Here is a 13034-nt window from a genome sequence, read left to right on the forward strand (position 1 = left end):
CCTCTGATCGACTCCCGGCCGGATCAGCCCCGGAGCGGGGGCGAGCCCGGGACGGTCGAGCGGTCGGCCAGACCGGTCACGAGCTCGGCGAGCGCCTCCTCCGCCGTGCGGGTCGGCGCCCAGCCGAGCTCGGCGCGGGCGCGCTCGGTCGACATCACCGGGACGTTGCCCGCGATGTCGAGCCAGCCCGCGTCGGTGCGCTGCAGGCGCAGGTGCCAGGTCGCGGTGACGACGGAGCGGAGCAGCCCGAACGGCACCGTGACCAGGCGGGCGCCGAAGGCGTGCGCCAGCCGCTCCGGAGTGAGGACCGGCTCGGCCGCGATGTTGAAGGCCCCGCCGGCGCGCCGGTCGAGCGCGCGCCAGAAGGCGTCGGCCACGTCGTCGGCGTGCACGCCCTGGAAGACGATGCTTCTCGGCAGCGGAAGGACCGGGATCCGGACCGCCTTCAGCCACCGCGTCGGGTAGTGGGGTCCGGCGAAGAGCCCGGCGATCTCGGTCGCCGCTCCGCGCTGGAAGACGAGCCCCGGGCGCAGGCGCGTGACGACGATCTCGGGATGCCGCTCCTCGAAGGCGTCGAGCTGCCGCTCGTTCGCGGCCTTGTGGCGGCTGTAGGTCGAGGTGTGCAGGCCGCCCGTGGGCCAGTCCTCGGTCACCCGGATCGACTTCGGCGCCGCGCTGTAGGCACCCACGGACGAGGCGACGGCGACCTGGCCGACTCCCGCGGCGGCGACCGCCTCGAGCACGGCCGCGGTGCCTCCGACGTCGACCAGCCGCTGGAACGGCTCGTCGTGGCTGGGCTGCAGCGCCCAGGCGAGGTGGACGACGGCGTCGACGCCGGCGAAGGCCTCGCGGAGCCGCCGCGGGGCGACGCTCGACGCGAGGTCGATCTCGACCCAGCGCACGTCGCGGTACTCCTCCGAGCGGAGCCGAGGGGCCCGGCGGGCGATGCCCACGATCTCCTCCACCCCGGCCTCGCCGTGCAGGCGCCGCAGCAGGGCCGTCCCCAGGTTGCCGGTCGCCCCGACGATCGCGATCCGCATGGCGTCATCCCTCCGGGAGCGGCGCACGCCGGCCCCCTCCTCCGAGGCTAGGCAGGGGCGCCGCCGCGGAGGAGCCGCTTGACAGCGCCCACACGTCCGGCGCTGCAGGCCCAGCTCCAACGAGGACCATGAGCACTCAACCCATATGGCCCCGCTCGAGCCCGCGCGCCGCGCCGTATACTCGCGCGTCCTGCGACTCTCCTGGCGGAGGGCCGATAGGGTGCGGGAGAGTCCACCCGCGAACAGAACGGTGCCTGCATGCCCTCGACCATCGAACGACTCCGCGTCAACGACTTCACCGTATTCTCCGGCCTAGATCTTCCGATGGCTAGCGGCATCAATGTATTCGCGGGTGAGAACGGGGCTGGGAAGTCTCACCTCCTCAAGGCGATGTACTCAGTACTCTCCGCGGACGAGACGCCACGAGACTCGCTTTCCGCGAGCCTAGGTAATCAGGTCGCCGCGAAACTGGTTAGCGTCTTCAGGCCGGAAAGTCTGGGGCGCCTCGTCCGTCGACGTGTAGGGCGCGGTCGCGCGGAAGTCGAGCTGCAGTTCTCGGGAGCCCGTCAACGCATCGCCTTCTCGTTTGCAACGAACTCGCAATCAGAGGTCAAGGTTGAGCACCGACTCGCCGCGCCCCTTCAAGGCACGCCCGTCTATCTGCCTACGCGGGAACTACTGACGATCTACCCCGGGTTCGTGTCACTGTACGAAAGGACTTCCTTGGAGTTCGAGGAGACGTGGCGTGACACGTGCGTCCTTCTAGGTCTTCCACTCAGCCGCGGTCCTCGTCAGGAACGCGTGAAAGAGTTACTCGCACCTCTTGAGGACTCCTTGGGCGGTAGCGTCGTCGAAGAAGGAGGTCGTTTCTATCTCAAGGTCTCGGGCGGCGGCAAGTATGAGATGCCGCTTGTCGCCGAGGGAATGCGGAAACTGGCGATGCTTGCTAGGCTCATCGCCAATGGAACCCTGTTTGACAGTGGTTTCCTTTTTTGGGACGAACCGGAAGCGAATCTGAACCCGCGGGTGCTTCGTCACGTCGCGCGCACGATAGCGCAGCTCGCCCGCTCGGGCGTCCAGGTCTTCGTCGGGACGCATAGTCTTTACCTGATGAAGGAACTCGAGATCCTTAAGCGCACCGAAGGCGACACGTTCCCGGCCATGCAGTTCGTCACTCTTTCCAGAGGTGAAGACGGGGTCAGGACAGACGCAGGTCAGTTCCTCGACGAATTGGAGAGTCTCGCTGTCCTCGATGAGTCGCTCGCCCAGTCGGATCGTTACCTCGACGCCATGAGCGAAGCATGATCCTCGACGTAGATGGCGCCGACTTCTCGTTTCCCGAGAACTGGGACGTCCTTAAGTACGACGAGTCCGACTTCTTTCGGAATATTTTCCTTCGAGTTCACGACGGCATCAAGGCAGTCGACGTTGTCGCCATTGAGCGCAATCCCGACGGTATCGATCTCCGCCTGGTCCTGATAGAGGTCAAAGACTATCGGCACGCAAATGCAAGAGGATTGCATCCGACCGAGCTAGCCGTGACCGTCGCGAAGAAAGTTACCGCCACCCTCGCCGGACTAGCTGCCGCGACTCGGAAGGCGGAGGACTCGGCCGAGAAGAATCTCGCGATCCGCTCCGGTCAGGTCCTTTCCGTGAAGATCGTTCTCCATTGCGAGGACCGGGCCGTTCCGATCGTCGACCCGTCCGAGTTGCTCATCAAGTTACGGCAACGGCTCGGCCCGATCGCTGACGTCGTGACCGTCGGGTCGTCCCGGAACACCCGAGGAGAGTGGGCTGTACGCATGCCGATTCTTTCGTGAGATCCGCAAGAGGCGAGCTCCCTTTGTTCTCTGTGCGTTCGACCAGGGCCTCGCCGCCTTAAGTCACAGAATCGATGGGCGAATCGCACCACGTCGACTGTCGAATCTCTAGCCTGGGGAAGTGCTCCTGAAACGACTTCGCCGCTCCGGCTTCATCCAGCACTCCGTCGAGGGCGTCACGCTGCGGACGGTCGACACCGGTCCGGCCGGAGCGGGCGCGGTGTTCGTCCTGATCCACGGGATCGGGATGTCGCACCACACCTTCTCGCCGCTCGCCGCCCGCCTGAAGCGGCACGGCCGGGTGATCGGCGTCGACCTCGCCGGCTTCGGCGCGAACGGGCGACCGCGGCGGAGGGTCGGCCTCGAGGACCACGCGCGGCAGGTCGAGCAGGTCCTCCGCGGACTGGGCGTCTCGCGCGCGGTCGTCGTCGGGCACTCGATGGGGTCGCAGGTGGCGGTCGAGCTGGGGCTGCGCGCGCCCGGCCTGGTCGACGGCGCGGTGCTCATCGGGCCGGTAGTGGATCCGCAGCGGCCCGGAGCGGTCCGCCAGGGGCTCGCGCTGCTGCGGGACTGCCTCGGCGAGCCGGTGGGCGTCGACGCGATCCTGCTGGCCGACTACCTGCGCGGCGGCCTGCGCTGGTACCTGCGCCAGCTGCCCGAGATGCTGAGGCATCCGGTGCAGGAGCGCGTCGCCCGGCTGGAGGTGCCGGTCCTCGTCGCCCGCGGCCGCGACGATCCGATCGCCACCCGTGACTGGTGCGAGCGGCTCACGGCCCACGCGCGCGAGGGGCGGCTCGTCGAGTTCGCCGGCTCGCGCCACGTCGTCCCCCGCACCGAGCCCGGAGCGCTCGCCCGCGAGATCCTCCGCTTCGCCGCTGCGCTCGGCGAGAGGCCCGCCGCCCCGCTCCCCCTCCGGTCGGAGCCGGCCGCATGAGCCGGCTCCGACGCCTGGTCCGCGACGCCGTCTGGTGGATCCGCGACTACGCCTACGCCGTCGCCTGGCAGGTGCGCGGCGTCCTCTCGCGCCGTGCCCCGGACGACTACCTCGACGGCGACCGGCGGCCCGTCGTGGTCCTGCCGGGGATCTGGGAGACCTGGTCCTTCCTCCGCCCGATCATCGATCCGCTGCACGAGCGCGGGCACCCTCTCCACGTGCTGACGAGCCTCGGCCGCAACGGCCGCCCGGTCGCCCGGACGGCCGAGGACGTGGCCGCCTACCTCGCCGAGCACGGGCTCCGCGACGTGGTGATCGTCGCCCACAGCAAGGGCGGACTGATCGGCAAGTACGTGATGACCGAGCTCGACCCGGACGGCCGGGTCGACCGGATGGTCGCCGTGGCGACCCCGTTCGGCGGCTCCCGCTACGCGCCCTACCTGGTCCTCCGGAGCCTGCGCGCCTTCTCGCCGCGCGACGCCACGACCCTGCTGCTGTCGAGCCGCTCCGGAGCGAACGCGCGGATCACGTCCGTGTTCGGCCTCTTCGATCCGCACATCCCCGAGGGCAGCATGCTCGAGGGCGCGGTCAACGTCCGGATCGAGACCGGCGGGCACTTCCGCATCCTGAGCGACCCCGAGACGCTCACCGCGGTCGTCACGGCGGTCTCGGCGGAGGAGCGCGCCGACGGAGAGGCGCCCTGACGACGGCGGAACCCCTGACGACTCCGTAGCAACCCGCGTCGCCGCGGCGGAACCCCCTGGCGCCTCCGGCCCGCGAGGCGGAGCGTGGAGCCATGCCCGCCTCCTCCACCGGCCCGACCGAGCTCCTCCTCGTCCGCCACGGCGAGAGCCTCGCCAACATCGCGGCGAGCGCCGCCGAGGCCTCGGGGGCGCACGAGATCGCCGTCGACCGCCGCGACCCCGACGTCGAGCTCTCCCCCGCCGGCGAGGAGCAGGCGCGCGCGCTCGGCCGCTGGCTGGCCGAGGAGGCGCGGCCCGCCTCCGCCTGGACGTCGCCCTACCGCCGCGCCTCCGCGACCGCCCGCCTCGCCCTCGGCGAGGCCGGCATCGACCTGCGGCTGCGCCCCGACGAGCGCCTGCGCGACCGCGACCTCGGCGTCACCGACCGCCTCACCTCCGCCGGCGTGCGGGCCCGGATGCCCGAGGAGGCGGCGCGGCGCGAGTGGCTCGGCAAGTTCTACTACCGGCCGCCGGGAGGCGAGGCCTGGACGGACCTCGCGCTCCGCGTCCGCGCCTTCGTCGACCACCTCGCCGTCGCCGCGCCTCCCGGGCCGGCGATCCTCTTCTGCCACGACGCGGTCGTCCTCGTCCTCCGCTACGTCCTCGAGGGCCTCTCCGAGCACGAGCTGCTCGACATCGGCGCTTCGACGCCCGTCGCCAACGGCTCCGTCACCCGTCTCGTCCGCGACGGCGACGCGTGGCGCCTCGAGCTCTTCAACCGCACGTCCCACCTCGAGCGCTCCGGCGCCCCCGTCACCCGGCACGACGACCGCGCGGACGGAGAAGGAGACCCTCATGAGTGACCTCGTCTCCCGCGCCCTGCTCGAGCAGCGCTGGCCCCTCCCGGAGCCCGGAGGCTCGAAGCACTCCCGCGGCGACGTGGTCGTCGTCGGCGGCGCCCGCAAGACGCCCGGCGCCGCGATCCTCGCGGGGATCGCCGCGCTGCGGACCGGCGCGGGTCGCATCACGCTCTGCGTCGCCGAGTCGGTCGCGTCGGCCACCGCGGTCGCGCTGCCGGAGTGCGGAGTGGTCCCGCTCGCGGAGACGCGCACCGGCTCCGTCTCGGGCCGCGGGCTCGACGTCCTGGCCGGCGAGCTCTCCTCCGCCGACGTCGCCCTGATCGGACCCGGCCTGGACAACCCGCGCGCGACCGCCGCGACCCTGCGGGCCCTCGCTCCGCTCCTCGACGACGTGCCGGCCGTGCACCTCGACGCCTTCCCGCTCGGGGTCCTCCCCGGGCAGCGCCGTCTCGCGCGGAGGCTCGCGGGCCGGCTCCTGCTGACCCCGAACTCGGAGGAGGCGTCCCGGCTCCTCGGCGAGGAGGTCGACGACGTCGAGCGGGCCGCCCTCGCTGTCGCCGAGCGCTACGGCGCGGTGGTGAGCCTGTTCAACACGATCGCCTCGCCCGACGGCGCCGCGGTGCGGATCGAGGGCGAGCACCCCGGGCTGGCCACCGCGGGCAGCGGCGACGTGCTCGCCGGAGCGACGGCGGGCCTGCGCGGGCGCGGCGTCGACCCGATGGGCGCGGCCGCCTGGGGCGCGTTCCTGCACACGGAGGCGGACACGCGCCTCTCCGCGCGGATCGGCCCGGCCGGGTACCTCGCGAGCGAGATCCCGGGGGAGTTCCCGCGCGTGCTGGCGGGCTGAGCGGGGCGGGTGCGCTGAGGACGGCAGTCGTTCCGAGGCGGGCCGGCGGTGCGAGCGCCCCGGACCGAGCCTGCAGCGCGAGCCCCGGCGGTCACCGTGACCGCGGCGTCGACCTCAGCGCGCGACGTCGGCGACCGAGAACGCCACTCCCGGCGTGATCAGGATCGAGGTCTCGCGGGGCTCGCCTTCGCCCTGGTTCACCGTGATCCAGCGCGACGCGGAGCCGTCCAGGGCGCGGTCGATGCTCTCGCGCACCTCCGCGGCCGACGTCTCGCTCAGGCTGAACGGCGCTCCGCCGTAGATGATCTCGACGCGCTTCACAGCATGCTCTCCTCGCTCTGACGGGCGGTCCCGTGGGGCTCCTCGCTGATCCGCAGCCCATGCGCCGTGTGCGAGTCGGCGAGCAGCTGGCGGATCCAGTCCGGGTTGATGTTCGGGGCACGGCCGCCGTGGTACTTGAAGCGCAACGGGATGGCGGGGTGCAGCCAGATCGAGGTGCGTCCGTCGCCGACCGCTTGCGAGTCCTTCCACGAGAAGTAGAAGGACTCGTTGCGCGCGAGCTTCGAGCCGATCACGATCTGCAGGTGCGCCAGCAGACGGTCGTCGAAGTCGGCCTCGAGGGTCGAGTCGTAGATCAGTCGCCCCATCAGGCGGTTCTCCGTTCGGGAAGTCGCCCGTCCGCGAAGGATCGGGCGGAGTCGTGAGTGTCGATCCTACCGGCGCCCCGGATGCTCACCAGGAGTCGTCCTCCCCGTGGAAGTGCGGGATCTCGGTGTCGACGGCGGAGAGGGGCCCGGCGCCGCCGTCCTCCTCGGCCACGGGGTGCGAGACGCCCAGGCGGGCCGTCTCCCGGGTGAAGCGCTCGACGAGCTCCTCGTCGAGCAGCTCCTCGGCTCCGTCGTCCTCGGACTCCGAGAACAGCTGGCTCGCCGGTCCGATCAGCAGCGCCGCCCGTCCGGGCCGGCCGGACTCCTGGCGGATCGGGATGTCGACCGTGATCGACCCCTTGGTGAGCGCCAGCGCCTCCGCGTAGGCCAGCAGCGACCGCGCGATGGCGGTACCCGTCAGCACGGAGCTGCCGGCGTAGTGGATGCGTTCCATGCCTCCTTCCTACTCCTCGGGCGGCCGCCCGGTCAGCGGTTGCGCGGTCGAGGGAGGGAGCGCTAGCGCCGCGTCGATCCGGCGGTCGAGCGCGTCGCGGACGGCCGGCCACTCGGCCGCGAGGATCGAGTGGACGGCCGTGTCGCGCCACGAGCCGTCGGCCCGGCGCTGGTCGTGGCGGAGCACCCCCTCGAACACGGCGCCGAGGCGGAGGATCGCGGCCCGCGAGCGCGCGTTCACCGCATCCGCCTGGAGCTTCACCCGCTCGTAGCCGCTGTCGAAGGCGAGCCCGAGCACCAGCCGCTTCGCCTCCGGGTTCACGACGGTGCCCCACGTCTCGGGCGCGTAGGCCGTCCAGCCGAGGTGGGCCGCCTCGCGCGCCTCGTCGAAGTCGGCCAGCGAGGTCGTGCCGACGACGCGTCCCTCCTGCAGCACGGCGAACGGCAGGCCCGTGCCCCAGGGGTAGTAGCGGTCGACGAAGGCGCGGAACTCCTCCGGGGTGCCGGGGAGGCCGGACGGTCCTCCTCCGTAGCCGCCGGCGAACACCTCCGGACGTCCGATCGCCCGCCCGAGCGGCTCGACGTGCTCGGCGGCGAGCGGCTCGAGGACGATCGAGCGGCCGACGAGCGTGACGGGACCGGGGCGGCGGGGACTGCTCATGCGATCAGTGTGGGGCACCGTGCCAGCATGGCTCCATGAGCACCGCCGCGCTGTTCGAGTCCGCCGCCGCCGCCCTCGTCGGCCTGCTCGCGCAGGTGCGGGAGGACCAGTGGGAGCAGCCGGGGCTCGGTGTCTGGGACGTCCGCGGCCTCGCGGGCCACGCGTCGCGGGCGGTGCTGACGGTCGAGGCGTACCTCCTCGCTCCGGAGCCGCCCGAGCCGACCATCGAGGACGCGCTCGACTACTACGCCGCGCTGGCCGGGAACGTCGCCGACCCCGCGGCGGTGGCGCGGCGCGGGGTCGAGGCGGGGCTGCTGCTCGGCGACAGGCCGGCTCAGGCGCTGGCGGAGGCGGCGGGCCGCGCGGTCGAGCTGGTCGCCGCTCAGCGTCCCGGCCGCCTCGTCGCCGTGGGCGGCCACGCGATCGAGCTGGACGAGTACCTCCGGACCCGGCTGCTCGAGCTGGTCGTGCACACGCTCGACCTCTCGCGGGCCACCGGGATCCCGCACGTGCTGCCCGCCGAGGCCGTCGAGGCGTGCTGCGCGCTGACCGGTGGGCTGGCCGCTCGAGCCGGACGCGGCGAGGAGCTCCTGCTCGCGCTGAGCGGGCGGGAGCCCCTCGCCGCGGGGTTCTCGGTGGTGTGAGGGCGCCGGCCCTCCGGCTGCGGGTTCGGCGTGGTGCCGGCTCTCAGGCCACGGCGAGAGCGGCGACCGGCGACACCTTCGTGGCGCGGCGGGCGGGGAGCACGGCCGAGACGACCGTGATCACGACGCCCACCACGAGCACCGCCACCAGGATCGGCACCGGGACGGTCGGCGGGATCAGTCCGATGCCCGGCAGCGAGCCGAACACCGAGATCGCGCCGCACCAGCCGTAGACGATCCCGAGCACGATGCCGAGCACCGCGGCAGCGATGATCATCTGCGCCGCCTCGAGCACCACCATCGACCGCACCTGCGAGCCGGTGAAGCCGAGCGCGCGGAGCAGGCCCAGCTCGCGCCGGCGCTGCAGCACGCTGAGCGACAGCGTGTTGACCATGCCGACGGCGGCCAGGACGACCGAGAAGCCGAGCAGGACGCTCATCACCGCGGTGCTCACCTGGATGAACTGCTCGAACGCCGCGATCACCTCGGGGTTCGTCTCGCCCGAGCGCTCCATGATCGTGCCGAAGGTGGCGGCGGCCACCGCGAACATCGTGACCAGCGACACTCCGATGACCAGTCCGATGACGGCGCGGGCGCTGCGCGCCGGATTGCGGACGGCGTTGGCGGACGCCAGTCGGGCGACGGGGCCCCGGCCGAAGGCGCGGCCCACGAGGGCCGTGAGCGGAGGGAGCAGGACGGGCGCCCCGAGGATCACGCCGGTGAAGGACGCCATGCCTCCGACCAGCCCGAGCAGGACGCCGCCGGGGTTGGCGAGCCCGAGGACCACGCCGGCGGCGAGCAGCAGCGCGCCGACCACGACGAAGACGATCGCCGTGACGTTGCGGGCGGTGCGGCCGCGCAGCTCCTCGTAGCGGGGCTCGGCGGACGATCCGGCGGCCTGCGACGGCGCGACCGCGAGCACGCGGCGCGATCCGGACCACGAGGCGATGACCGTCGAGGCGACCACGGCGATCAGCGGCAGCACGAGGCCGGGCGAGACGAGCGGGTAGTCGAAGCGGGGCAGGGTGCCGCTCCGGATGGCGAGCTCCGCGGCGAGCGCCACGAGAGCGACGCCGGCGACCAGGCCGATCGCCGCTCCGAGGAGCCCCTGCAGGAGGCCCGTGCGGACGATCCCGCTGCGCAGCGACCGGCCGGAGGCGCCGAGCAGGCGCAGCAGGGCGATCTCGCGGGTGCGCCCGGCGATGACGGTCGAGACCGCGTTGGCCGTGACGATCCCGCCCACGAACACGGCGATGCCGAAGAAGACGGCGCCGACCATCCCGAGCATGAGGGCGACCTGGCCGATGCCGTCGATCCCCGCGGCTGCGAAGGCCGCGACCATGTCGGCGATGACCTGCACGAGCACGGCGCCGAACGCCGCGGCGAGTGCGGCGACGATGACGATGGCGCCCCCGCCCTGGCTCGAGCCCGTGCGCACGCCGCTCACGCCGCGCCCTCCATCGTGAGCATCGCGCGCGAGATCTCCTCGGCGCTCATTCCGCGGCGGTCGTCGACGACGGCCCCGTCGCGGAGGAAGACGATGCGGTCGGCGTAGGCCGCCGCGATCGGGTCGTGGGTGACCATGGCGATCGACTGGCCGTACTCGCGGGTAGAGGCCCGGAGCAGGCTGAGGACCTCGCGGCCGGTGCGCGAGTCCAGGTTGCCGGTGGGCTCGTCGGCGAAGATCAGCTGCGGTCGGGTGGCGAGGGCGCGGGCGATCGCCACGCGCTGCTGCTGCCCGCCCGAGAGCTCGTGGGGCCGGTGCGTGAGGCGCTCGCGGAGCCCGAGGGACTCGATCAGCCGGGCGATCCACTGCTCCTCGTCGCCGGTCACGGAGCGGCCGTCGAGCTCGAACGGGAGGCGGATGTTGCCGCGCACGTCGAGCGTGGGGACGAGGTTGAAGGCCTGGAAGACGAAGCCGACGCTGCGGCGGCGGAGCACGGTCAGCTCGGCGTCGCTCATCGAGGTGATCTCGGCGTCTCCGAGGAACACGCGGCCGGAGGAGGCGGTGTCGAGGCCGGCGAGGACGTGCATGAGCGTCGACTTGCCGGATCCGCTGGGGCCCATCACCGCGGTGAACTCGCCCCGCTCGATCGAGAGCGTGACGTCGTCGAGGGCGACGACGGGCGGCGTGCGGCCGTAGAGCTTGCGCACGCCCTCGACGCGCGCCACGACGGAGGAGGTCTGGTTCTGCATGTCCTCGACGCTACGGAGGCACCCGTGTCGCCGGCGTCGTCCGCAGTGGCTCGCGGCGTCATCCCTCCGGCGGACCCGCGGTGGTCCTCCGGGGTCAGCGGGGCCGGAGCCCCGCCCGGCGGAGGGCGAGGGCCGCCAGCGCGGCGGTGACGGCGGGGTCGCCGGTCCGCCAGCCCGCGGCGGCGTCCGGGTGCGCGGCGAGGATGTCGCGGGGGGACGCCTGGGTGAGCGCGCGCAGGGCCAGCAGCTCGGTTCCGCCGCCGGTCGAGCCGAGGGCGCGCAGCTCGGCGGTCCGGCGGGCGAAGCGGAGCCGGGGCCGGAGCCAGAGCACGGCCAGGAGCAGGAGCGGGAGGCCCCCGACGGCGAGCCCGGCGACCACGGCCAGGGCGCTCGCGAGCTGCTGCTGGTCGCGTCCGGCGGCGGCCAGCACGGAGCCGGCCCCGCTCGCCTCGTCGAACGGCGCACGCACGGCGTCGCCGAGCAGGGGGATGCCGCCGAGGGTGGTCCCGGCGTCGCTCATCGTCGAGCCGAAGCCGCTGCCGGCGCTCTCGAGCCGACGGCCGATCTCGGCCAGGCCGGCGATCAGCGAGCCGACCGCGATCCCCGCGGCGATCGCCACGACGGCCACGCCGAGAGCGAGGGCGTCGGCCAGGATCTGCCGCGCGCGGACGGCCGGGAGGTCGGCGTAGATCTGCATGCGCCGATTATCCGGCGCGCTCGGCGGCGGTCGTGTCCACACCGCAGGAAGGATTCGTCGACAGGGCCCGGGATCCGCGTCTCTCCGCGAGGTCACCGATGTTCTTCCTCCGCTGTGACCACGTCGGCCGCCTCCGAGAGGGCTGCCCGGCCCGGCTCCTCGCCGCTTCTAGTCGAGCAGGTCGTGCAGCACGACGACCTGCTCGCGCTCCGGCCCGACGCCGATCGCCGAGAACCGGGCGCCGCTCATCGCCTCGAGCGCGCGCACGTAGTCCTGCGCGGTCTGCGGCAGGTCCGAGAACTCGCGGCAGCCGGAGATGTCCTCCTGCCAGCCGGGGAACTCCTCGTAGATCGGCTTCGCGTGGTGGAAGTCGCTCTGCGAGACCGGGACCTCGTCGTGGCGCACGCCGTCGACGTCGTAGGCGACGCAGACGGGGATGGTCTCGAGGCCCGAGAGCACGTCGAGCTTGGTGAGGACGAAGTCGGTGACCCCGTTGATCCGCGCCGAGTAGCGGGCGATCGGGGCGTCGTACCAGCCGCAGCGGCGCGGGCGGCCGGTCGTGGTGCCGAACTCGAAGCCCTGCCGGCGGAGGTACTCGCCCCACTCGTCGAAGAGCTCGGTCGGGAACGGGCCGGCGCCGACGCGGGTCGTGTACGCCTTGATGACCGCGATGACGCGGTCGATGCGGTTCGGTGCGACTCCGGAGCCGGTGGCCGCTCCTCCCGAGGTCGCGTTGGAGGAGGTGACGAACGGGTAGGTGCCGTGGTCGACGTCGAGCATCGTGGCCTGGCCGGCCTCGAACAGCACCGTCCTGCCGGCGTCGAGCGCCTGCGAGAGGATCAGCGACGTGTCGGCGACCATCGGGCGCAGGCGCTCGGTGTACTGCAGCAGGTCCTCCAGCACCTGCTCGACCAGGATCGCGCGGCGGTTGTAGACCTTCACCAGCAGGTGGTTCTTCTGGTCGAGGGCGCCCTCGACCTTCTGGCGGAGGATGTTCTCGTCGAAGAGGTCCTGGATGCGGATGCCGACGCGGTTGATCTTGTCGGCGTACGCCGGGCCGATGCCGCGGCCGGTGGTGCCGATCTGGCGCTTGCCGAGGAAGCGCTCCGTCACCTTGTCGAGGGTGCGGTGGTAGCTGGTGATGACGTGCGCGTTGGCGCTGACGAGCAGCTTCGACACGTCGACGCCGCGCGCGCTCAGCGCCTCGAGCTCGTGGAACAGCACCTCGATGTCGACGACGACGCCGTTCGCGATGACCGGGACGACGCCCGGGGTGAGGATGCCGGAGGGGAGCAGGTGCAGGGCGTACTTCTCGTCGCCCACCACGACCGTGTGCCCGGCGTTGTTGCCGCCGTTGAACTTCACGACGTAGTCGACGCGGCTGCCGAGGAGGTCGGTGGCGCGTCCCTTGCCCTCGTCGCCCCACTGGGCGCCGGTGATGACGATTGCTGGCATGGCGTGTCCTTCTCGACGGGAGGGGCGGGGGTGGGCGGGTGCGGCGCGGCAGTCGTGCCGCCTCCGCGCGACCAGCCGCTCGATTCTAGCGGAGGGG

At 72.5% G+C, this 13034-nt stretch carries 16 protein-coding genes; 7 read left to right on the forward strand and 9 right to left on the reverse strand.

What is annotated here, in order from left to right; all coding sequences use genetic code 11:
• Positions 1-23: 23 nt before the first annotated feature.
• Complete coding sequence (locus C5B92_RS08430) at positions 24-1040, reverse strand: NAD-dependent epimerase/dehydratase family protein (RefSeq protein WP_104255992.1); 1017 nt, start codon at positions 1038-1040, stop codon at positions 24-26.
• A gap of 258 nt (positions 1041-1298) precedes the next feature.
• Here C5B92_RS08430 and C5B92_RS08435 point away from each other — a divergent pair, with 258 nt between their 5' ends.
• From C5B92_RS08435 to C5B92_RS08460, 6 genes are all read left to right on the forward strand, one after another.
• Positions 1299-2345 (forward strand): ATP/GTP-binding protein, encoded by a 1047-nt coding sequence (locus C5B92_RS08435; protein WP_104255993.1) that lies wholly within the window; start codon positions 1299-1301, stop codon positions 2343-2345.
• On the forward strand, positions 2342-2860 hold the full coding sequence (locus C5B92_RS08440) for a hypothetical protein (protein ID WP_104255994.1): 519 nt from the start codon (positions 2342-2344) through the stop codon (positions 2858-2860). Before C5B92_RS08435 ends, C5B92_RS08440 begins: the two co-directional genes overlap by 4 nt.
• A gap of 121 nt (positions 2861-2981) precedes the next feature.
• Positions 2982-3794 (forward strand): alpha/beta fold hydrolase, encoded by an 813-nt coding sequence (locus tag C5B92_RS08445; protein WP_104255995.1) that lies wholly within the window; start codon positions 2982-2984, stop codon positions 3792-3794.
• Positions 3791-4498 carry a triacylglycerol lipase gene (locus C5B92_RS08450; RefSeq protein ID WP_104239324.1) on the forward strand — a complete coding sequence of 236 codons (708 nt, stop codon included), beginning with the start codon at positions 3791-3793 and terminating at the stop codon, positions 4496-4498. Before C5B92_RS08445 ends, C5B92_RS08450 begins: the two co-directional genes overlap by 4 nt.
• 92 nt (positions 4499-4590) lie before the next feature.
• Positions 4591-5340 (forward strand): histidine phosphatase family protein, encoded by a 750-nt coding sequence (locus tag C5B92_RS08455; RefSeq protein WP_104247480.1) that lies wholly within the window; start codon positions 4591-4593, stop codon positions 5338-5340.
• Entirely contained in the window at positions 5333-6184 is an 852-nt protein-coding gene (locus tag C5B92_RS08460) for an NAD(P)H-hydrate dehydratase (RefSeq protein ID WP_104274502.1), read from the forward strand. The genes C5B92_RS08455 and C5B92_RS08460 overlap by 8 nt, the downstream gene beginning before the upstream one ends.
• A 114-nt stretch (positions 6185-6298) precedes the next feature.
• On the opposite strand, the gene C5B92_RS08465 is transcribed toward C5B92_RS08460, so the two are convergent.
• The 4 genes from C5B92_RS08465 to C5B92_RS08480 form a co-directional block, all read right to left on the reverse strand.
• The gene (locus tag C5B92_RS08465; RefSeq protein ID WP_104274503.1) at positions 6299-6505 is read right to left on the reverse strand and encodes a hypothetical protein; all 207 of its coding nucleotides are present in this window, start codon (positions 6503-6505) and stop codon (positions 6299-6301) included.
• Positions 6502-6831, reverse strand: a complete 330-nt coding sequence (locus tag C5B92_RS08470; protein ID WP_104222776.1) for an ATP-dependent DNA ligase — start codon at positions 6829-6831, stop codon at positions 6502-6504. Before C5B92_RS08470 ends, C5B92_RS08465 begins: the two co-directional genes overlap by 4 nt.
• Before the next feature lie 85 nt (positions 6832-6916).
• Complete coding sequence (locus C5B92_RS08475) at positions 6917-7285, reverse strand: hypothetical protein (RefSeq protein WP_104222777.1); 369 nt, start codon at positions 7283-7285, stop codon at positions 6917-6919.
• A 9-nt stretch (positions 7286-7294) separates the two neighbouring features.
• On the reverse strand, positions 7295-7945 hold the full coding sequence (locus C5B92_RS08480; protein ID WP_104274504.1) for a GNAT family N-acetyltransferase: 651 nt from the start codon (positions 7943-7945) through the stop codon (positions 7295-7297).
• 35 nt (positions 7946-7980) lie between these two features.
• Between C5B92_RS08480 and C5B92_RS08485 the strand changes: the two genes are divergently transcribed.
• The gene (locus C5B92_RS08485) at positions 7981-8589 is read left to right on the forward strand and encodes a maleylpyruvate isomerase N-terminal domain-containing protein (RefSeq protein WP_104274505.1); all 609 of its coding nucleotides are present in this window, start codon (positions 7981-7983) and stop codon (positions 8587-8589) included.
• A 43-nt stretch (positions 8590-8632) separates the two neighbouring features.
• On the opposite strand, the gene C5B92_RS08490 is transcribed toward C5B92_RS08485, so the two are convergent.
• The 4 genes from C5B92_RS08490 to C5B92_RS08505 form a co-directional block, all read right to left on the reverse strand.
• Complete coding sequence (locus C5B92_RS08490; RefSeq protein WP_104350281.1) at positions 8633-10036, reverse strand: ABC transporter permease; 1404 nt, start codon at positions 10034-10036, stop codon at positions 8633-8635.
• Positions 10033-10785 (reverse strand): ABC transporter ATP-binding protein, encoded by a 753-nt coding sequence (locus tag C5B92_RS08495; protein ID WP_104274507.1) that lies wholly within the window; start codon positions 10783-10785, stop codon positions 10033-10035. Before C5B92_RS08495 ends, C5B92_RS08490 begins: the two co-directional genes overlap by 4 nt.
• A 94-nt stretch (positions 10786-10879) precedes the next feature.
• A complete protein-coding gene (locus C5B92_RS08500; RefSeq protein WP_104234281.1) occupies positions 10880-11482 on the reverse strand; it encodes a hypothetical protein in 603 nt (200 codons plus the stop codon).
• A gap of 168 nt (positions 11483-11650) precedes the next feature.
• Positions 11651-12937, reverse strand: a complete 1287-nt coding sequence (locus C5B92_RS08505) for an adenylosuccinate synthase (RefSeq protein WP_104234282.1) — start codon at positions 12935-12937, stop codon at positions 11651-11653.
• Positions 12938-13034 lie beyond the last annotated feature (97 nt).

It is taken from the genome of Rathayibacter sp. AY1A4 (assembly GCF_002930955.1).
In the GTDB taxonomy this organism is placed as follows: Bacteria; Actinomycetota; Actinomycetes; order Actinomycetales; family Microbacteriaceae; genus Rathayibacter.